20 protein-coding genes are annotated in these 20,241 nt (G+C 62.8%); 3 read left to right on the top strand and 17 right to left on the bottom strand.

The window, feature by feature from the left end:
* Positions 1-112: 112 nt before the first annotated feature.
* Positions 113-2,404: a PAS domain-containing protein gene (locus Q0Z71_RS07765; RefSeq protein WP_298020464.1), complete on the top strand. Its 2,292-nt coding sequence runs from the start codon at positions 113-115 to the stop codon at positions 2,402-2,404.
* A gap of 95 nt (positions 2,405-2,499) precedes the next feature.
* Positions 2,500-3,966 carry a hypothetical protein gene (locus Q0Z71_RS07760; protein WP_298020461.1) on the top strand — a complete coding sequence of 489 codons (1,467 nt, stop codon included), beginning with the start codon at positions 2,500-2,502 and terminating at the stop codon, positions 3,964-3,966.
* A gap of 351 nt (positions 3,967-4,317) precedes the next feature.
* Here Q0Z71_RS07760 and lepA read toward each other — a convergent pair whose 3' ends face one another.
* The 5 genes from lepA to Q0Z71_RS07735 all read right to left on the bottom strand — a co-directional run bounded on the left by lepA (position 4,318) and on the right by Q0Z71_RS07735 (position 10,045).
* On the bottom strand, positions 4,318-6,123 hold the full coding sequence (gene lepA, locus Q0Z71_RS07755) for a translation elongation factor 4 (protein WP_298020458.1): 1,806 nt from the start codon (positions 6,121-6,123) through the stop codon (positions 4,318-4,320).
* A 121-nt stretch (positions 6,124-6,244) separates the two neighbouring features.
* A complete protein-coding gene (locus tag Q0Z71_RS07750; RefSeq protein ID WP_298020455.1) occupies positions 6,245-6,703 on the bottom strand; it encodes a hypothetical protein in 459 nt (152 codons plus the stop codon).
* A 167-nt stretch (positions 6,704-6,870) separates the two neighbouring features.
* Positions 6,871-7,923 carry a hypothetical protein gene (locus Q0Z71_RS07745; RefSeq protein WP_298020452.1) on the bottom strand — a complete coding sequence of 351 codons (1,053 nt, stop codon included), beginning with the start codon at positions 7,921-7,923 and terminating at the stop codon, positions 6,871-6,873.
* A gap of 12 nt (positions 7,924-7,935) precedes the next feature.
* Positions 7,936-9,360 (bottom strand): MBOAT family protein, encoded by a 1,425-nt coding sequence (locus Q0Z71_RS07740; RefSeq protein WP_298020449.1) that lies wholly within the window; start codon positions 9,358-9,360, stop codon positions 7,936-7,938.
* A gap of 1 nt (position 9,361) precedes the next feature.
* The gene (locus tag Q0Z71_RS07735; RefSeq protein WP_298020446.1) at positions 9,362-10,045 is read right to left on the bottom strand and encodes a helix-turn-helix domain-containing protein; all 684 of its coding nucleotides are present in this window, start codon (positions 10,043-10,045) and stop codon (positions 9,362-9,364) included.
* A 167-nt stretch (positions 10,046-10,212) separates the two neighbouring features.
* Between Q0Z71_RS07735 and Q0Z71_RS07730 the strand changes: the two genes are divergently transcribed.
* Positions 10,213-10,818: a sugar O-acetyltransferase gene (locus Q0Z71_RS07730; protein WP_298020442.1), complete on the top strand. Its 606-nt coding sequence runs from the start codon at positions 10,213-10,215 to the stop codon at positions 10,816-10,818.
* 59 nt (positions 10,819-10,877) lie between these two features.
* Here Q0Z71_RS07730 and Q0Z71_RS07725 read toward each other — a convergent pair whose 3' ends face one another.
* The 12 genes from Q0Z71_RS07725 to mutL form a co-directional block, all read right to left on the bottom strand.
* On the bottom strand, positions 10,878-11,147 hold the full coding sequence (locus tag Q0Z71_RS07725; protein WP_298020439.1) for a hypothetical protein: 270 nt from the start codon (positions 11,145-11,147) through the stop codon (positions 10,878-10,880).
* Positions 11,148-11,201: 54 nt separating this feature from the next.
* A complete protein-coding gene (locus Q0Z71_RS07720) occupies positions 11,202-12,083 on the bottom strand; it encodes an HAD family hydrolase (RefSeq protein WP_298020436.1) in 882 nt (293 codons plus the stop codon).
* Positions 12,084-12,134: 51 nt separating this feature from the next.
* A complete protein-coding gene (locus Q0Z71_RS07715; protein WP_298020433.1) occupies positions 12,135-12,821 on the bottom strand; it encodes a DivIVA domain-containing protein in 687 nt (228 codons plus the stop codon).
* Positions 12,822-12,838: 17 nt separating this feature from the next.
* Complete coding sequence (locus Q0Z71_RS07710; RefSeq protein WP_298020431.1) at positions 12,839-13,273, bottom strand: cell division protein SepF; 435 nt, start codon at positions 13,271-13,273, stop codon at positions 12,839-12,841.
* A gap of 23 nt (positions 13,274-13,296) precedes the next feature.
* Entirely contained in the window at positions 13,297-13,992 is a 696-nt protein-coding gene (locus Q0Z71_RS07705) for a YggS family pyridoxal phosphate-dependent enzyme (protein ID WP_298020428.1), read from the bottom strand.
* Positions 13,993-14,032: 40 nt separating this feature from the next.
* Entirely contained in the window at positions 14,033-15,292 is a 1,260-nt protein-coding gene (locus tag Q0Z71_RS07700) for an HlyD family efflux transporter periplasmic adaptor subunit (protein ID WP_298020425.1), read from the bottom strand.
* Positions 15,293-15,565: 273 nt separating this feature from the next.
* The gene (locus Q0Z71_RS07690; RefSeq protein ID WP_298020497.1) at positions 15,566-15,664 is read right to left on the bottom strand and encodes an RNA chaperone Hfq; all 99 of its coding nucleotides are present in this window, start codon (positions 15,662-15,664) and stop codon (positions 15,566-15,568) included.
* A 124-nt stretch (positions 15,665-15,788) separates the two neighbouring features.
* Positions 15,789-16,022: an RNA chaperone Hfq gene (gene hfq / locus Q0Z71_RS07685; protein WP_298020422.1), complete on the bottom strand. Its 234-nt coding sequence runs from the start codon at positions 16,020-16,022 to the stop codon at positions 15,789-15,791.
* Positions 16,023-16,112: 90 nt separating this feature from the next.
* A complete protein-coding gene (gene miaA, locus Q0Z71_RS07680; protein ID WP_298020419.1) occupies positions 16,113-17,057 on the bottom strand; it encodes a tRNA (adenosine(37)-N6)-dimethylallyltransferase MiaA in 945 nt (314 codons plus the stop codon).
* A 41-nt stretch (positions 17,058-17,098) separates the two neighbouring features.
* Entirely contained in the window at positions 17,099-17,704 is a 606-nt protein-coding gene (locus Q0Z71_RS07675) for an NAD(P)H-dependent oxidoreductase (protein WP_298020416.1), read from the bottom strand.
* 3 nt (positions 17,705-17,707) lie between these two features.
* Positions 17,708-17,896: a DUF6440 family protein gene (locus tag Q0Z71_RS07670; protein WP_298020413.1), complete on the bottom strand. Its 189-nt coding sequence runs from the start codon at positions 17,894-17,896 to the stop codon at positions 17,708-17,710.
* A 76-nt stretch (positions 17,897-17,972) separates the two neighbouring features.
* Entirely contained in the window at positions 17,973-20,033 is a 2,061-nt protein-coding gene (gene mutL / locus Q0Z71_RS07665; RefSeq protein ID WP_298020410.1) for a DNA mismatch repair endonuclease MutL, read from the bottom strand.
* Between the last annotated feature and the right edge of the window lie 208 nt (positions 20,034-20,241).

Raw genomic sequence — 20,241 nt, 5'->3', positions numbered from 1 at the left:
TGCAAAGGTGGACCTTTTTGCCGGAATCTGCGCCGAACCGCCGTGATTTGCATTGCAAGAACGCCCATTTATGCGTATAATAGAGCCATCTCACTGGAAAAGAGGTGCCGCCTTGGCAAAGCGCCTGCACAATTTCATCCATGCGTTTCGGCAGAGCAGCATTCCCTTTCTGCTGGTGGAGGTCATCACCGACGGGCGGGGCATCATGGTCGACCTGGCCTGCCGGTTTGCCAACCAGGCGGCGGCCGGACTGCTGCAGCTCCCGGCGGAGAAGCTCCAGAACCAGCGGTTCACGCACCGGTTTCCCCCAGAACGGCTGGCGAAGCTGAAGCCCTTGGAAACCGTGGCTTTCTCCGGCTCCACCGTCTCTTTTTCCTATCAAACGGCCCTGGGGCAGACACTGTCCGTCACCTGTTACCAGCCCATGTACGGTATGGTCTGCTGCATTCTGGAACCGGCCCGGGAACGCCGTCAGGACCCGGACATCACACCGGCCGAGGCCCTCCCCTGCGCCGCGGCAGTGATTGAGCTGGGACGGGGCGGCGTCCTCTGCCGCGCCTTTAACCAAAAGCTGTGCGCGCTCACCGGCTGGGACCGGACCGAGCTGCTGAACCGGTTTGCCGGGGACTTTTCCGCATTGGTGGAGCGGGCGGACTGGCCGGATCTGCTCCAGTCCCTGCTGGATGCAGCCCGGGACGGCCGTCCGGCAGACCACGAATTCCGGCTCCGGCGGAAGGACGCCCCCTCCCTGTGGGTCGATCTCCGGGCGGAGATCCTGTCCCTTCGGGAGGGCGTCTATCTCATCCACGCGCTTTTGCTGGATATCGACTGCCAGCGGCGCGCCCAGGAGCAGGCCGCCGCCTCCCTCCGGCAGCTGACCGCAGAGCGGGCACACCTGTCCGCCCTGTTTGATGGTCTGCCCAGCGGCTACTGTCTCCTGCGCAGAGAGGCCGCCGGAGAGACGCTCTCCCCGCTTTTCGCCAGCCAGGGTCTTGCCCGCCTGCTGGACCTCCCCCTGCCGGAGCTCACCCGGCAGTTGGCCGCCGACCCGCTGTGGCTCCTGCCGCCCGAGGAGCGGAACGCCCTGTCCGCCGCCGCGGCACAGGCCCAAAGTGCGGGCCTTCCCCTGCGGCACGCCTGCCGGCTCCAGCCGGGAAGCGGCGGCACCTGGCTCTCTTTGGAGGTGGTCTGGCAGCCGCAGACGGATGGCTCCTGCCTGGTCTGCGCCGCCTGCTTTGACCGCAGTGAGGAGCAGGAGTCTCAGGCCGAACTGCGATTCCGCGCCCAATTGTGCGACCTCCTGCTGGACCGCTCCCGCATTCTGGGCTTCGACTACGACCCTGTGTCAGACACCATGCGCATCGACCGCCACAACGACACCGGCCACCGGATCACCCACACCATCGAGCACTACCGGACCTCTCTGGCCGACACCACCTTCGTCCACCCGGCGGACTGCAAAAAGCTGACCGCCGCCGTCAAGCGGCTCTCCGCCCGCCCCGGCGCCGAGACACTGGAATACCGGGGCAATTATGACGGCCAGGGCTGGCGGTGGTACCGCCTGTCCTGGATCAGCCTGTTTGACGGGCAGGGCAACGTCACCCGCCTGCTGGGAAAAAGCGAGGACATCTCCCAGAGCAGGGCGGCCGCGCAGCGGTTCCACGCCCTTGCGGGCCAGCAGAAAAAACTGGCTCCCGGCGTTTTGGCCTCCGCCCGGCTGGATCTGGCCCAGGACCGCATCCTGGACGCCAAGGGCAGCAGCCGCCACCTGACGCGGGTGCTGTTCGGCAACACGGCGGACGCCTGTCTGCGCCATCTGCGGGACAATGTGCCCGACGAGGCCCAGCGCCAGGCCTTCGACGCCCGCTTCCGCCGGGACACGCTGCTGGCCGCCTTCCACCAGGGCGCATCCGCCTGCTCCTTTGAGCACCGCTTCCTCGTCAGCGACGGCGTTCCCGTCTGGGCCAGCACCACGGTGGAGCTGGCGGAGGACCCGGAGACCCTGCACATCACGGCCTTCTGCACCATCTCCAATGTGGATGTCCCGCGCTATCAAAACGCGGTGCTGGACGCCCTGGCCCGCCGCGGCTATGATTTTGTGCTGACCGTCCACGCCGCCAGCGGCATCTGCCAGATGTACGGCGGCCAGGAGCCGCTGCCCGCCGGGACCACCTACCGCTCCCTGGCGGCAAAGTACCTCTGGGACCAGGCCCCCTCCCGCCAGCGGGCCGCCGTCCGCCGGGCCGTCCGCCTGGAGACGGTCCTGGACGTTCTGCAAAACCAGGATACGTATACCTACACCTGCGCTCTGGATGCCCCCGGCGGCCCCCAATGCAAGCACTTCCACTGTTCCTGGCTGGACCGGGAGGCCGGCGTCCTGTTGATAACGCTGGAAGATCTGTAACCATTTGTACACGGATCTTTACCGCTTTTTCACCGTTTTGTAACGAAATTCCCCCCTCTTCCTGTTATGATGGCCAGGAAAAAGGGGGAATTTTTATGATCAAATGTCTGGCGGCGCTGTTCGCCTGTCTGCTGCTGACGGGCTGCACGGCCCCGGAGCCCTCCGGCGGACCGCCCGCCGCCCAGTCCGCCGGGGATGCGGATGATATCCATGTAACGGTGCTGTCGATCCCGCTGGCGGAGCAGACGCCTTACCAGCCCTGGGAGAGCATGGAGGCCGACACGGTCTCCGCCGGCACCATGGGCGAGGTGCTGTGCGGCAAGACGCTGCCGGACGGCACAGAGGTCGTCTGCTATTGGGAACCGGACCATCTGACGAACCCGGAGCACGAATTCACCAAATACTGGGCCATCCGCCAAGGCGATGAGCTGCTGCGGTTCGCCCAGGAGTACAGCGCCTACGCCTCAGGCTATGACGTGACGCCCTTCACGGGCATTCTGGGGCAGAACGGCTTTCGCATCCAGGCTCCCCGGGGTGCGGCCTATGAGGCCTTTGATTACTACATCATCGATGAAAACGGCGTCCCCCGCATGCTGGCGGACTGCGCCAATCACGTGCTGGAGGCGGATGTCAACGGTGACGGCGTGACAGAGCTGCTGTGGTTTTACCACGGTTTCCACGAGATCTATTACTACGCCCTTCTGGACGGAAAGGTCTGTATGCTCCCTGTCTCCGATGTCATTGCGGACGCCTCCCCCATTGATTTCTGCGGAGCGGACCTCAGCGCGGCCAGTGAGGACACAGCGGCCCTTTCCGGCAGGACCGTACTCCCAGTGACTTATCTTCCCTGCGGCGGCACATGCCGCGGGGAGGGCACGGTATCCCCGGCGCTCCCCGCCCAGCTGCGCTTCACCCGGAAGGCCGTGGAATTTCAAGTCCCGGAGGGATGCCTGTGGACCATGGACTGCTATGCGCTGATGGACGGCGTCCTCTGTGTCAGGCGGTTTGACAGCGGCTGGACGGATTGGACGCCCCTTGGTCCCGCCATCCCCGCGCCCGCGTCCTGGGCGGGGCAGGACCTGGCCGGGCGGAACCGGGCAAAGGATTGGGCGGGTATCGAACCCGCCTTCACATCCCTGGAGATGGTCTCCGCCGGCGACGGCTGGCTGATGCTCTCCCTGGAAAGCGGCGTGGCCGGGATGGACACCTACATCTACCGCACCCATGACGGCGGACAGACCTGGGCGGAGGCCGCGCCCCTGCCGGAAGAAGCCTGGCTCCCCGCCCAGGCGGCATTTCTGGACGACAGCCACGCTGTGATCACCACAAAGGTGTTTGACGGCGCTCCGGTGTACACCACCGCCGACGGCGGGCAGACCTGGACGGAGGCCGTTCTCCCGCTTCCGGAGGGCGGCGCCCTCTGGCGGCCGGAGGCCCTCCAGTTGGAGGGCGGCGCGGTGTACCTATCCATGGGCACAAACACGGACCCCGGCCACACTTCCGTCATCACCCTGTGTTCTGCGGACCAGGGACAGAGCTGGGTCCTCCTGGAGGGTCCCTGACCGTCGGCCCCTGTGCGGTCTCCCCTGCCCCTGCGGCCGCTCTGGCGGAGCCTCTGGATACAAAACACGGCCCGCGCCTGGAAATCCAGGTGCGGGCCGTGCTATTGATGCGTCCGGCGTGCAGAAAAGCGCCGCGATATCGGGCGTGCAGCCGGTGCCCAAGAATCCGTCGCCATACACGTTCATCTCTCCCGGCCGGAAGTTCTTCTCCTCTTCCACCGCACCAGTGGTAGACTGTTCTGCCTGCAGCGGGGCAACGGCCCCGTGGTCTCCTTTTCCCCGCCGCAGGCGGTGAGAGCCGGGAGCAGCGCGGTAAGGAGCTATAGATACAGGCTCCGCCTTTTCCCGCTCTTATTCGTCCAATTTAAGGACTGCCAAAAACGCCTCCGTGGGCACCTGCACCGTCCCCAGGGAGCGCATCTTTTTCTTTCCCTCCTTCTGCTTTTCCAGCAGCTTCTTCTTGCGGGTGACGTCGCCGCCGTAGCACTTGGCCAGCACGTCCTTCCGCATGGCCTTGATGGTCTCCCGGGCGATGATCCGGCCGCCGATGGCCGCCTGGATGGGGACCTCGAACAGCTGACGGGGCACGTTCTCCTTCAGCTTCTCACAGAGCTTTCTGGCCCGGGGATAGGCCTTGTCCCGGTGGGCGATGAAGCTCAACGCGTCCACCTTGTCGCCGTTGAGCAGCAGGTCCACCTTCGCAAGCTCGCTGGGGCGGTAGTCGGACAGCTCGTAGTCCAGGGAGGCATAGCCCTTGGTGTTGGCCTTCAGGGTGTCGAAGAAATCGTAGATGATCTCGTTCAGAGGCATCTGATAGTGCATCTCCACCAGGTTCGTGTCCAGGTACTGCATGTCCTTGAACTCTCCCCGGCGGGCCTGGCACAGAGGCATGATGTTGCCCACGTACTCGTTGGGGGTGATGATGGAGACCTTGACATACGGCTCCTCCGCGTGCTCAATGGAGGCCGGGTCCGGGTAATTGTGGGGATTATCCACCTTGACCAGGGTGCCGTCGGTCTTGTAGACGTGGTAGATGACCGATGGCAGCGTGGTCACCAGATCCAGGTCGAACTCCCGCTCCAGCCGCTCCTGGATGACCTCCATGTGGAGCATCCCCAAAAAGCCGCACCGGAAGCCAAAGCCCAGTGCCACGGAGGACTCCGGCTCAAAGCTCAGGGAGGCGTCGTTTAATTGCAGCTTTTCCAGCGCGTCCCGCAGGTCCGGGTATTTGGAGCCGTCCTCGGTGTAGATGCCGCAGTAGACCATGGGCTGCACCGGGCGGTAGCCGGGCAGCGGGGAATCCGTGGGGCAGGCCGCGTCGGTGACCGTGTCGCCCACCTGGGTGTCCTTCACATTTTTGATGGACGCCGTGAAGTAGCCCACCTCTCCGGCCTCCAGCCGGCTGCAGGGCTCCATGCCCAGAGGCAGCAGGTGTCCGCACTCCACCACCTGGTAGGCTGCGCCGGAGGCCATCAGCTTCACGGTCTGTCCGGTGCGGATGGAGCCCTCCATCAGCCGCATATAGACGATGACGCCCCGGTAGCTGTCATACTGGCTGTCGAAGATCAACGCCTTCAAAGGGGCGTTTACATCTCCGGTGGGAGGCGGTACGTTTTTCACGATGTCCTCCAGCACGGCATCGATGTTGATGCCCATCTTGGCGGAGATCTCCGGCGCATCCATAGCAGGCAGGCCGATGATGTCCTCCACCTCATGCTTGGCCTTCTGGGGGTCCGCGGCGGGCAGGTCGATCTTGTTGAACACCGGCAGGATCTCCAGGTCGTGCTCCATGGCCAGATAGGTGTTGGCCAGGGTCTGGGCCTCCACGCCCTGGGTGGCGTCCACCACCAGCACCGCGCCCTCGCAGGCGGCCAGAGACCGGGAGACCTCGTAATTGAAGTCCACATGGCCCGGGGTGTCGATGAGGTTCAGCGCATAGACCTGCCCGTCTTGGGCCTTATAATTCAATCGGACGGCACGGGCCTTGATGGTGATGCCCCGCTCCCGCTCCAGGTCCATATTGTCCAGCAGCTGGCTCTCCATCTGCCGCTGGGAGACCGCCTCGCACTTCTCCAGCAGCCGGTCCGCCAGGGTGGACTTGCCGTGGTCAATATGGGCGATGATGGAAAAATTTCGGATATTGCTCTGTTTTGTCATATCGGATAAAACCTCCTTTGGCAAGTCCGCGCGGTTTCGCGCGGCAGCGCGGCGGGTGTTTTCCGGGGAAAACGCCCGCCGCAGGGCGGATCTTCGCCCGAGGATATTGGTAACCTCCAATTTACGTCTGCATTTCCGGAGCTTTGTAAAAGAAGAGTCCCTCCGCTTCGGCCAACTGGGATATAAGTTCCATAAGCCGCTTGTCAGGGTTATACACGCTCATATAAAGGTCATCGCCATTCAGGAGCACCATGGCATTGCAATCCGGCAGGATGATATGGATATAATCCCGTTTCCGCCAGTCTCCCTCAAAACAGCGGCGGACCCAGTTTATAAGCTGGCTTGGCTCTGGGTTTTCCGCGGTTTTCTCCCCTGCAGAGACCCCAAAATCGTAATAGCAATATAATTTGAGCAGTATTCTACAGAATTTTTTATCCAATTCAGCTCTGTCGTTTTGGAAGAGCTCTTCTATTGCAAAATACCGCCTGTCCGGTGTTGCCGGAACCGTACAGGGGAAAATATCTATCAAATAGCAGGGCTTGCCTATCAGTTCATCGATTTTTGAAATGATATCCGTCATCTGTGTACCCCCTGAAAGCTTCAGGAACACCATGCCGGATCGGCATGCGCATAAGGAAACAGGCTTGCTGTGGTCCATAGGGGCCGTGACGCCGGAATCGCGGATGTTGTCTTGCCGTATCCGCCCTCTCTTCCGTTTGGCCGCTCAAAGCCGGTTTTCAGGAAACGCTATCCGTTCTGGTCCTCCCAAATGCTCTCGTAGTCGTAGTTTAACACATATTCCCGAAGAGCGTCCAGCTTTGCCTCATAATTTTCCAGCGTCAGCAGGTGTTCCGTTCCCGCCATAGCCTTGGACATCCTCCAGGTCACCCGGCCCGCCACGTGGATGTGGTCGGCGTAGTTGTCCAGGTCGGTGATGGTGTCGATATCCGTCAGGAAGCACTGGACCTTCGCGTTGTCATAGGCCAGCAGTTCCTCCGTGGCGTGCTTCAGCACGGCGAACATGGCGTCGGTCTGTCCCATGCGCGCCATCTTGTCCCAGAACAGGATGCTGTATGGGGAATAGTAGAAGATGAACTCCGTGTCAGGGTGTTCCTCCAGCCAGGTCTTGACCACCGCCAGGTTTTCATCGCAGACCCCCAGCAGGGCGTCCTCCGGCAGGACCGTGCCCCCGATCTCCGGCCGCTTGTACCCCGCCAGGGCCAGCTCCTTGGAGAAAAACACATTGCCGTCCCACACAAAGGCGTCCTGGAGGGCCTGGGTATTCCCCGCCGCCTTTTCCCGGACCACATACAGCGCCCGCACCAGCACGTCCTTGTTCAGCAGATAGGGACTGTCGTTCCAGGGATTGGTGTCGTAGAGATATGCCGGCAGCTGGTCCGGGGCCTCCTCCACGGAGCGGACCAGGATATTGGGGTCCAGGCCAAAGATCACCCGCTTCACGTCGTGGGTCTCGCAGGCGTAGTCCAGGGCCTGGGAAAACTCATGGAAGCCGCCGTTGGGAAAGGTGGCCTTCACGGTCTTGGTGTCAAAGTAGGCGTCGAACCACAGCGGGCGGTAGTTGGCCGCAAGAGAGGTCCCCATCAGCACCGTCTCATAGTCCTGACTGCGGAGCAGCCCCGCTGTCTGGCACCGCTGTTCAAACCAGACTTCCGCCTCCGGGTCTGGTGTCCGGTAGTGGAAAAAGGGGTCCACCACGATCACAATGGCGGCGCAGAGGCCCAGCATCGCAGTTATCGCGGCCAGCAGGCCCAGCGCCCATTTCCGGTATTCCTGTTTCAAGCCTCTCCCCCCTTAAAAATTCGCGTAGATGAACTGGGTGATGCCGCTGAAGGACAGCACCGACCACACCCCCAGCACCCACAGGGCCGCGCCCCGCCAGAGGGTGGGACGAAACCGGTCCATCTGCCGGATGGTGTTCCGGGGCCACAGCGCGATGACCAGGCCGGTGATGTACAGCGCCGCTGTCACCAGCAGGTTCCGCCAGGGGGCGATGGCGGGCAGCAGGATGCGGATGACCTCCTGCTCGCAGGTGAACAAGCCCTCGGACAGCCAGGGCATGGGCTTGGCAAAGTCAAGGGAACAGACGGCCTTCACGATCTCATTGCCCGCCGCCACCGTGGGCGCCCGGAAGTAGATCCAGGCCAGATTGACAAAGGCAAAGGTCAGCCCCCACCGCAGCCAAGCGGGCAGTTTATCCAGCCGCCGCCCCAGCATCCGTTCCACGATCTGGGCCAGGCCGTGGAGGGCACCCCACAGCAGGAATGTCCATCCGGCGCCGTGCCAGAAGCCGCTGACCAGGAAGATGATCTGGATGTTCAGATAGGTCCGGGCCGTGCCCCGTCTGCTGCCGCCCAGCGGGAAATACAGGCACTCCCGCAAAAACGTCGTCAGGGTGATGTGCCACCGCTTCCAGAACTCGCCCACGGACAGACTGCGGTACGGCGAATCGAAGTTCACCGGCAGGTGCAGGCCCAGCAGGCGGGCGCAGCCCGCCGCCACATCGCAGTAGCCGGAAAAATCAAAATACAGCTGGAGGGTATAGCCCAGCACCACCATGGCAGCCGAAACCGTGGTCAGCCGCTCCGGGTAGGCGTAGCCGTTGTTCACGATGACGCCGAAGCCCTCCGCCAGCAGCACCTTTTTCGCCGTGCCGATGCAGATGGCATACAGGCCCGCCGCCGCGTCCTGCCAGTCGGGATGCAGGAATTTCTCACTCTTCAGCTGCGGGAAAAACGCGCCCGGCCGCAGGATGGGGCCGGATGTGACCGTGGGGAAGAAAAACGCAAAGAGCGTCAGATCGTCGCCCTGGGCGGGCTGGTACTGGCGGGTGTAGGCCTCCTTCAGCAGCCACAGCTGCTGGAAGGTGAAAAAGCTGAGTCCCAGCGGTGCCCAGCCGATGGACAGCCTGCCGCCGGTGAAAAAGCCGGTATATTTGAATACCACCAGCACCGCGATATGGTAGCAGCAGCCCAGGAGCAGCGCCCTGCGGCGGGAGGTCTCCTCCGTTCCGCGCAGGTGCTGGAGGACGCCGGCAGTCACTGCCATGCCGGCAGCCAGCACCAAAAACGCCTGCCAGCCGCCGCCCGCGATGTAAAACACCAGGCAGGCCACCGTCAGCAGCAGCCGTCCGGCCCAGGGTGCCCTCCGGCCCACCGTCAGGCAGGCCGCTGCGGTGACGGCCAGAAAGGTCAAAAAGGACAGGGATTGAAAATTCATATCAGCGCTCCGCCAGCTTGTTCAGCCGGGTGTCGGCGGTGCTCAGGACCTGGGTCAGGCTCTGGCAGCGGCCGGGATAGTTATCATTCAGGGCCTCCGCCGACAGGTCGGGAAACTCCGCCCGCTGGGCCGCCTGGCTCCGCAGGGCACGGGCGTACTGGGTCTCAGCCAGCTTCATATCCGCGTCGGCCACGCCCATGGTGCAGGCGGCGGGGTCCAGGGCGAAATAGGCCTCATTGGCTCCGGCGGTCCGGTACAGGTGGCGGTAGAGCTGGTAGACCGCGCTGCCCAGATAGGACGCCGCCGCGTTGATGGCGCTCTTGTCCCCCAGCTTGCCCAGCAGGCCGAACAGCACGCCTATTGCGCCGGAGAGCAGCTTGCTCTGCAGGGTCGCCATGACGCTGCCCTGGAGGACGTTGCCCGGCTCCGCGGCGTTCAGCACCTCCTCCGAGGTCAGCATGCTGCCCTTCCGGGACAGGGTGCGGCCCAGGATGAAGTCCGCGGAGACGTTATAGTAGTCACAGGCCTTGACCACGAAGGAAAGGCCCGGTTCCCGGACGCCGTTTTCATAGTGGGAAAGCAGCGCCTGGGAGATGCCCAGGTCGCCGGCGGCGGTGCGCTGGGACACGCCCCGTTCCCGCCGCAGCAGGGATAAGGTACGGGAAAACTCAGAAGTGGAAGCCATTTTTCTCTCTCCTTTGGGGTTTTTCTAAATACGCAGGGTATAGTTTAGCAAAAAAGCTACCAAATGTAAAGCAAAATGCGTGAGATTTTCCCGTGGGACGCCGCTTTACAAGTCCGCCGCGGGATGATACCATAGAACTGGTATATCACAGAACAGGAGGACACGCCATGACGGAGGAAGAGAAGATCTTTGCGGGGAGACTGTTCGACGCCCGGACGCAGGAGCTGCGGGACATCAAGCACAAAGCCCATGAGGCCTGCCGCCGGTTCAACCAGATGGACGAATACGATGAGGGCCGCCTGCCCATCATCCGGGACTTTATCGGCGCCATTGGCGGAAAATACTATTTTCAGGGGCCGATCCAGTTCAACTACGGCACCCACACCTTTATCGGTGAAAACTTCTTTGCCAATTTCAACCTGACCGTCATGGACGACGCCCGCATCTTCATCGGCGACAATGTGATGTTCGGTCCCAACGTATCCCTGATGGCCACCAACCACCCTCTGCTCCCGGAGGAGCGGACCGCCATGCGGTATCCGGACGGCCACATCTCCATGTCCGAGTACGCGGAGGATATCCACATTGAAAGCAACGTCTGGATCGCCGCCAACAGCGTCGTTCTCGGCGGCGTCACCATCGGGGAGGGTGCGGTCATCGGCGCCGGGAGCGTCGTCACCAAGGACATCCCGGCGGGATACCTGGCCTACGGCGTTCCCTGCCGTCCCATGCGCCCCATTACAGAGGCGGATTCCAAGCTGCACCTTCTGTGACCGGACTTGATCAAAAGAGCGCTTCCGTCCGTGGCGGAAGCGCTTCTTTGATTCAATCTTTAGGGCCGTTTATTTTTTACCCGCAGGATCACAGCCGCGGTCAAAGAACCGGCCGTCAGGAAAACCGCCATTACAGTCCGCAATCCATACAGCTCACTCCCCCGCACGGGAGGGTCTAAGGCAGCGATATACGCCGCCGCTGCCAGCAGTGCGGCGGCGGCCGTCACCAGCCACGCCTTGGACCACCTGCGGCAGAGCAGCCGGACAGCCCCACCCAACAGCAGCGGCATCACCGCGATCCATGTCCAGTTCCAAATGATCTGACCCATCTTTTCCTCCTGACTGCTATCGGGTCTCCGTCCATATCCGCCCTCAGCGGTCTGTCAGAACAGCCCCACCTGGTCCGGCAGGACATCTCCCCCGATGTTCCGCAGCTGCTGGGTGTTCTCCTCCCACAGCTGGTCCGTGATGGCCATTTTCCGGATGATGTTTTTCACCGTCTCGTCCAGGGCCGTGCCCTCCCGGTAATCCGCCGGGAAGATGAAGTCCACCCGGCCCTTGGCCAGCAAATCCTCCACGCCCATGCGGTTGCTGGCCTGGTACACCGCGATGGCCTGGCCGCCGTAGGCCCGCATCATCTTCATGCAGGGCACGTCGGAGAGGCCGTCGCCCATGTAGACCATGTTGGGGAAGGGTACCCGCTTGCTGTCGTCCGGCATGGAGTCGTTGAGGGTCTTGTCGTCGGACACGTCCAACACCCCCTTGTTGATGCGGTAGACGAACTGGGTCTTGGCGGTGAAGTTGACCGCCAGCTTAGGCCAGACAGGCCGCCCCGCCTCGTCATAGTAGAACTCGCTGGCGTAGATCTCCTTGAACTCCCCACTGATGGAGGAACCCTCGATGATCTCCCGCAGGCCGGAGGAGATGATGTAGTGCTCCACCTGGACGCCCTGGCCGGCGCCGAAGGCGTTGATGCGGCGGAACCAGTCCTGAACGCCGGGGAACAGAACAATGCTCCGCCCCTTTTCCACCAGGTCCTGCCGGGTGAAGGGGCGGTTTTTCCGCTCCGCCTCTTGGATCATGGTATACATGTAGGCCAGGATGCCGTCGATGCGGTTGGCCCGGCCAAAGCCGTTGGCCTTGGCCCAGAACTCCCGGGGCGTCATGTCCAGGCTGGGGATGAAGGCGTAGTCCTGCATGTCCGTGGTGCAGAGCGTCTTATCAAAATCGTACAGAAAGGCCACGATGGGCTGCTGTTTCTCCATAGCTGTCTCCTCCGGTCAGTAAAAAAGCGGCTCAAAAGAGCCGCTTTTCGGTCAATCCTCTTCTCCGCTGTAATTGCGGCCGAATTTCAGATCATTCAGATTGATGCGGCGGGTGGCATCCTGCATCTCCGGCTCGGCAAAGGGGTCTCCCTCCGGGTAGTCGTCCACTGCCGGGGCGGGCTCTTCAGCGGGCTCCTCGCCGTCCTGGGCGGAAAATGCCGCCATGACCTTCTCCTCGATCTCCTCCACAGGCGCTCCCGCCGCCGGAGCGGGGGCGGGCATGTCCACCGGGGCCTGGGGCAGCTGTTCCAGCAGCTGCAGTTCCTTATTGCAGATATCCCGGCTGGCGGCAATGAATTTTGCCAATTCCAGCTGTCCCTGGCGCAGGCGCGCCTCGGACTCCTTCAGTTCCTGGGCCATCTGGGCGATCCGGTCCTGGGCGCTGGTCTCCGCCTTGGCCAGGATCTCGTCCCGCTTGGCCTCCGCCTCCCGGACGATGGAATCCGCCATCTTCTGCGCGGTCAGCAGCGTGGCCCGCATGGAGTCCTCCGTGGCCCGGTAATCCTCCACCTTCTCCACCAAGACCTTCATTTTTGCCTTCAGCGCCGCGTTCTCCTTATAAAGCGCCGTATAGTCGTCTGTGAGTTCGTCCAAAAACTCATCGACCATGGCCATGTTATAGCCGCCCATGACCGCCTTGGTGAAGGCATGGGTGGAAACTTCCTGCGGTGTCAGCATACCCGTCTATCCCCCTATCAGAAATACAGACCGTTGTTTTCCAGCTCGTCGATGAGGTCCCCCTCAATGTCCACATGGTAGGGCGTGATGATGTATGTATTCACGGCCACCTTCTTGATCTTGCCCTCGCCGGCATAGGCCACACCGGACAAAAAGTCCACCAGGCGGCGGGCGATATCCTTGTTGGTGGACTCCAGGTTCAGCACCACTGTCCGCTTGTCCTTCAGATGGTCGGCGATCTCGGAGGCGTTTTCAAAGCGCTCCGGCTTCACCAGCACCACCTTCAGCTGGGTGGTGGCATGGATGTTCACCACCTTGTTGCGGCGGTCCTCGGCCTTGTTCCGGCGGTCCTCAAAGGCGTCTCTCCGGGGTTCTTCCTCAAAGTCCTCGAATTCCTCGTCCTCATCCTCATAGGGATGGGTCAGCTTCTTCAGCTCATCAATAATGCTCATGGCAGATCCTCCTGTTGGAGTTTTCAGATATGGTACTGACGGGCGCCGAAAATAGCGGTGCCCACCCGGACCATGGTAGCGCCGGCACGGATGGCATCCTCATAGTCGCCGCTCATGCCCATAGACAGATACTTGAGTTCATTATGGAACAATTTTGTATTGATGTCAACATAAAGTGCCCGAACTTTGTCAAAATACCGCATATTGGCATCCCGGTCCGCGTCCGCGGGGGGGATCGTCATCAATCCGCGCACCCGAATATGGGCGCGGGACCTGGCGGCCTCTGCCGCCGCAAACACCGCGTCGGGGGCAAAACCGCTCTTGGCCGCCTCCTCCCCGACGTTGACCTCCAGCAAAATATCCTGCACCAGGTCCCGGGCGGCGGCCACCTTTTCGATCTCGTCCAGCAGCTCCATGGAGCCCACGGACTGGATCAGGTCCACATGGCCCACCACCTGTTTGACCTTGTTGCGCTGGAGATGGCCGATAAAGTGCAGGGGCGCGCCGTCATAGGCGTGCTCCGACAGCTTCTGGGTCATCTCCTGGACCCGGTTCTCCCCCAGCACGTCGATCCCCGCGGCAATGGCCTCCCGACATGCGGCGGCGTCGTTCATCTTGCTGGCTCCCACCAGGATAATCTCGCTGGGGTCCCGCCCCGCCTCCCGGGCGGCGGCGGCAATTCTCTCCCGAATCTGGGCGATATTCTCCGCAATGGACATAAGCGTTCCAACTTCCCTTCTGAATCTTGTTCTATCTCCGTTATGCTAAAACTTTTCCATCGTACAGGTCCACGGCCGTGACGATCACCTCGTCGCCGGGCCGGAGCCGGAGCTTCTCCTTCCCCTCCGGCCCGGCGGCCCGGACCAGGACAAAGCCGTCTCCGTTATACAGCACTTCCACCGGTTTGAAAAGGGCCTCTCTGCCATAGACACAGTAGATGCCGGTGACCTGCACCTCTTTTGTGGTGCCGTCCTCATTTTCCACCGTCTCCGCCCGCATGCGCAGCGCTTCCTTGGGCACCCGGATCCCCTCGATGGTCCTGGTGACGACCATGGCGCTCTGCTGGCGCAGCAGCGTCAGCTCCGGCAGGTAGGTCCGGCCCTTGAAAACCGCCACGACCCGGCCGTTCTCCTCCGGACCCACGCTGTCCAATGTCACATCCAGGCTCCGCTCGATGCTTTTGGCAAAGTGCAGGCTCAGGCCGCTGGTCTTCTTCAGCTCCTTCGCGTCCTCGGCGGAGATGGCCGCCGCATAATACCAGCTGTCTCCCAGGATCAGCTTGCCCAAATCGGAGTGCACTGACCCGTCGGCCTGCATGGCCGCCAGCTTTGACGGCGTCAGCTCCGGCAGCGCCTCCGGCGTCAGGACGGTCTCATACCCGTCCACTACAGCGGAGAACAGTCCCGCCGCCGGCGCGGTGATCCGCCGCACGGAGCCGGCCGACTGGGACCGCAGGTCCTTGAGCTGGGCTTTCAGCGTCTCGATCTGCGCGGAGAGGTCCTCCGTATCGGAGTACGTGTAGTCCCGCTTCATCACCAGGGTCCGCAGTTCACCGCCGCGCTTCTCCGCCGAGTCCAGGCGATCCTCCGCCAGGGCCTGCCGGTATCCCAGCAGGCTCTGCATGATCTGCGCGTCCAGCTTCAGGGATACCTCCGCTCCCAGCGCCGCGTCCTGGGCGTACTCCAGCTGCTCCACCTGCGTGGCAAGGGCGTTGATCTCATTCTGGCGGTCCAGAGACGCCTGGTCCGCATAGGCCGTGGCGATCACCCCGCCGGAGGAGACCCGCTCTCCCTCCGCCTTTTGGATCTGTATCAGGCCCCCGGCGTCGTCTGCAAGCACCTGTTCACTGCGCACCACGTAGCCGGAGAGGTCGATGCCCTCCTCCACCTGATAGCTGTACGCCAGCGTGGTGGTCAGCGGGTCGCTGAAATAGAGAAACGCCTGAATGCCGAAATACGCCAGCGCAGCCATCATGATGAGGGCCATCAGTATTTTTATTCCAAGAGAGTTATTTTTCATCACACAAACTGCCTTTTATCATGCGCACCCTCCCCCGGGGGAAAATGCATGTTTTATGGAATATTCTCTGTCAGGTCCACGGGCCTGATGGGCGCTATGGTGGAGATCGCGTGCTTGCAGATCACCTGCTGTCTGCCGCCCCATCCAATGCGGCCATTGGATGGGGCCCCCGCATCTCACTCAAATCGTCAGGCGGAGCCTGCCGATTTCAAGATCTTGCTCCGCAAGATGCTTGATGCCGCTTTGCGGCGGTCCGCTTTCGCTCCCGCGCCGTCAGACAGCCTCATCCCCCATCAGGTCCACGGGCCTGATGGGCGCTATGGTGGAGATCGCATGCTTATAGATCACCTGCTGTCTGCCGCCCCACCCAATGCAGCCATTGGATGGGGACCCCGCATTTCACTCAAATCGTCAGGCGGAGCCTGCCGATTTCAAGATCTTGCTCCGCAAGATGCTTGGCGCCGCTTCGCGGCGGTCCGCTTTCGCTTCCGCGCCGTCAGACAGCCTCATCCCCTGTCAGGTCCACGGGCCTGATGGGAGCTATGGTAGAGATCGCGTGCTTGTAGATCACCTGCTGTCTGCCGTCGCTGTCCAGGATGACCACGAAGGCGTCAAAGCCTGTGATGACGCCCCGCATTTGGAAGCCGTTCATCAAAAACATGGTCACGGGAAGCTTGTCCCGTTTGGCCTGGAGGAGAAAAATGTCCTGTAAATTTGCTTTTGTCTGCATGTCGTCCGCTCCTTTTTTCTTTTTCGGCCGGACGATCTTCTGCTATGTACCGCCCGCCCCAGGGCCTCAGTGATTGTTAGGTCCCCAGGGCTAGGATACGCCCGCAGCGGCCAGGATTTCCGTCGAAACCTGTATGGCCCGCGCAAAATCCCGCTCTTTTTTCCAAAAAATCCAGTGGATATCCGGATTCCTCCGCAGCCAGGTCAGCTGGCGCTTGGCGTACTGCCGGGAGCGGAGCTTTACCTCCTCGATAGCCTCCGCCTCTGTGGCAGTGCCGTCCAGGACCCCTAAAAACTCTTTATAGCCGATGGCCTGGAGGGCCGTCGCATTCCGGGGCAGGCCGCTTTCCAGCAGGCCCCGGACCTCCTCCAGCAGCCCCTCCTCCACCATCCTGTCCACCCGGCGGCTGATCAGGTCCCGCATGTCCGCCCGGTCCTCAAATTGCAGGCCGAGCCAGACGGCGTTATACCGGGGCGGGAGCCCTTTGGTCTCCTCGTTGTGGGCTGTGATGGTCCTGCCCGTCTCCAAATACACCTCCAGCGCCCGGAGGATGCGCTTTTCATCCGCCGGGTGCAGCCGCTCCGCCGACGCGGGGTCCACCTGCCGCAGTTCCGCCAGCAGGGGCTGGATCCCCTCCTGCTCCAGCCGCCGCTGAAGTTCGCGGCGGACCTGTCCGCCGGCGTGTCCGCCTGCAAATCCGTGGCCCTTCACCACCGCGTCCAGCCACAGCCCGGTGCCGCCCACCAGGATGGGCAGCTTTCCCCGGGCCAGGATGTCATCGATGATGGGCGTGGCCATTTCGGCGTAGCGGGCAGCGGACCACTGCTCCGCCGGGTCCGCCACGGCGACCATATGGTGGGGCACGCCGTCCATTTCCGCCTCCGTGGGCGCGGCGGTGCCGATGGTCATGCCCCGGTAGATCTGCATGGAGTCGGCGGAGACCACTTCTCCGTTGAATCTTTTTGCCAGTAAAACGCCCAGTGTCGTTTTTCCGCAGGCCGTCGGCCCGACGACACAGACGATCTTTGGTGCCATGGTCTCCCTCCGTTATCTTTCCTCATCCGGGTTTTCCGGCCTCATCCCCGCGTCCCTTTAAAAGTCCTCGCCAGCTTCCGCGCCAGATCACAGGCGGCGGCCAGCAGCTCCGGCGCCCCGGCGGGGTCCAGGTCCAATCCCCCGGCGAACACGTAGTCGAACTGTCCGATGCCGAACATGCCGCACAGCTGCCGCCAGTACAGCACGCCCAGACTGTCCTCCCGCTCCGCGTCTCCGCCGCTGGTGAGATACACCAGACGCTCCGCCCGGCAGTCGCCGTGGCAGCCGTCCGCCTCATAGTGGTACGTCAGGCCGTTGGCGGAGATATATTCGATATAGGTCCGCAGGACCGCCGGAAAACTCAGGTCCCAGAAGGGCGCGGCCACCACCACGGCATCCGCCCCCCGAAACTGCCGGGCCAGATCGAACACCGGCGCGTCAAAGGCGCCGATGCCTGCCAGCGCGTCCCGGTCATTCAGCATGTCCCGGTCAAAGGGCCGCAGGTTCATCTCCCCGGGTCTCACCGTCTCGATCTCCGCATCCGGGTACGACTCCCGAAACGCCTCCAAAAACGCATTTGCCAGAACCAGCGTGCGGGAGTCCCCGCCCCGCTGGCTGATACAGCACTCCACAAATAAAAGTTTCATCATTCAGTCCTCGCCATATACCGTTGTGATGATTGGCCTGCCCTCCCGGTCCAGCAGCGGCGTCAGGCCGCTGGCATTGCCGTTGGCGTGGAACAGGTAGTTCACGCCAGTCCTGCGGTCCACCCAGATCTCCATGATGTTCACCACTCCCTGGGCATAGGTCTTTACAAACCGCTCCTCCGCCTTTGCCATATGCTGATTCTCCTTCTCACCCTGTATTTGGGGCGTTCTGTCCAAGCGGCCCCAGCCAGCTTTCCTCCGGGACCGGTCAGGCCCTCTTGAACATTTTCTCCAATTCGTATTTCGTCAGCTTCACCGCCACCGGGCGGCCGTGGGGGCAGAAGCGGACCTCTCCGCTCTGAACCTTCTCCACCAGCACCCTCAGCTCCGACACATCGCTGGTCCAGCCGCCCTTGATGGCGGCCTTGCAGGCCATGGTGTGGAGCAGGTTCTCCCGCTTCTCCGCCAGGTCCCGGCCCGTCCGCAGGTTTTCCGCGAACTCCTCCAGCGTCGCCACGGCGTCCGCCGCGTCGATATCCGCCGGGACCTCCCGCACCAGAATGGCGCCATCGCCGAAATCCTCGCAGGCAAAGCCGAACTGCTCCAAAAGCGGCAGGTTTTCCAGCAGGAGCTGTCCGTCCTCCCGCTCCAGCTCCGCCGCGATGGGCTTCAGCAGGGTCTGCCGCATCGGCGGCTCCTGAGACGCCTTCATGCGGTCAAAATTGATCCGCTCATGGGCGGCGTGCTTGTCGATGAGCCAGACGCAGCCGTCCCCGCTCTCGCAGATGATATAGGTATGCAGCACCTCTCCGGCGATGCGCCAGGGCGCTTCCCTCACCGGCTCGATGGTCTGCTGTTCCGGCAGGTCCAGGGTCTGCTGTTCCATCGGGATGGCCGGCACAAAGGGGCGCTTCGGCGCCTCTGGCGTGGCCGGGACCTCCGCCGCGGGAACAGCGGGCCTTTCAGACGCCGCCTGTTCCGCGGGCCTTGCCGCCACAGAGGCCGGGGGCTTGCCCAGGGCGGAGCCGATGGGCCTGCCGGGCGTCTGGGATGTCCGGTACACGGTTTTCTCCGCCGCGCTGTCCGCCACCTTTGAGCCGGACCGCCACTCCGTGTTCCAGCTTGGGCGGGGGGCGGCCGGTCTTTCGGCGGGCCGGGCCGGCTGCTGGGGCGCGGCCGTTTGCCGCCCCATGGGCCAGGCCGCCGGCTTTCCTGCTTCCGGCGTCCTTTCCGCAGGCTTTGCGCCCCGCTCCCGGTAGGTCCTGGCATCCATGGCCTGGAAGAAATCCTGCCGTGGATTCACCGCCTGTTCCGCAGGCTTGGGGGCCGAAATGGGCGATCCCTTGGCGGCCAGGCAGTCCAGCACGGTGTGGTACACCGCGTCGAACACCTCCCGCTCCCGGGCGAACTTGACCTGGGTCTTGGCGGGATGGACGTTGACATCCACCGCCGCCACCGGCAGCGTCACAGCCAGGACGCAGCCGGGAAATTTCCCCTTCATGATCTGGTTGCGGTAGCCCTCCTCCAGCGCCGCTGTCAGCAGCTGGGACTTGATAAAGCGGCCGTTGACAAAGAACACCTGCATGGACCGGGAGCCCCGCCCCATGAGGGGGGCCGTCACGAAGCCGGAGACGGCCACGTCCCCGCCCCGGCCCTCCACCGGCACCAGGCTTTTGGCAAAGTCACGGCCCAGCGCGGCGTAGACGGTGGAGTCCAGCTTTCCGTCGCCGGGGGTATGGAGGGCCTCCATGCCGTCCTTCACGAATTTGAAGGAGATATTCGGATGGGACAGGGCCAGGTGCTGCATCAATCCCGCCACAGCGGCGGTCTCGGCGCTGTCCTTTTTCATAAATTTCAGCCGGGCCGGCGTATTGTAAAACAGGTCCCGGATCAGAATGGTGGTCCCCTCCGGCGCCCCCGCCTCCTCCACCTGGCTGGGTACGCCGCCCTCCAGATGAAGGGACGCGCCGCTTCCGGCGCCCTTCTGCCGGGTCAGGATATCCACCCGGCTGACGGCGGAGATGGCCGCCAGCGCCTCGCCCCGGAAGCCCAGGGTGCCGATCTTTCCCAGATCCTCCGGCGTGCGCAGCTTGCTGGTGGCGTGGCGGAGGAAGGCCGTGGGCAGTTCGGCGGGCGCGATGCCGCAGCCGTTGTCCGTTACGCGGATGGCCCCCATGCCGCCCCGCTGGATCTCCACCACCACGGCGGAGGCTCCGGCGTCGATGGCGTTTTCCACCAGCTCCTTGACCACGCTGGCAGGCCGCTCCACCACCTCGCCGGCGGCGATCAAGTCCGCCACATGAGCGTCCAATTGTTGAATGTGAGGCATGTTTTTCTCCTTTCGTGGAGTGTCCAGCCGCCGCATGTGCAGCGTCCAAGCGTTTTACCGCAGGCAAAATCTTGAAATCTCGAATTTATTTCGGACAATTTAAGTCAAATCATGGGGTCTCCGGCAGCTGGAACCCGTCGAAACCGCCCCGCCATCTCGCCGCCGCACGGACGTCCAGTTGTTGGATGTTGGGCATCTCCCCACGCCT

The organism is uncultured Dysosmobacter sp. (assembly GCF_947631635.1).
In the GTDB taxonomy this organism is placed as follows: Bacteria; Bacillota; Clostridia; order Oscillospirales; family Oscillospiraceae; genus Oscillibacter.
Note: the sequence above shows the minus strand (reverse complement) of the source record. Positions and strands in the feature narration are given on the sequence as shown.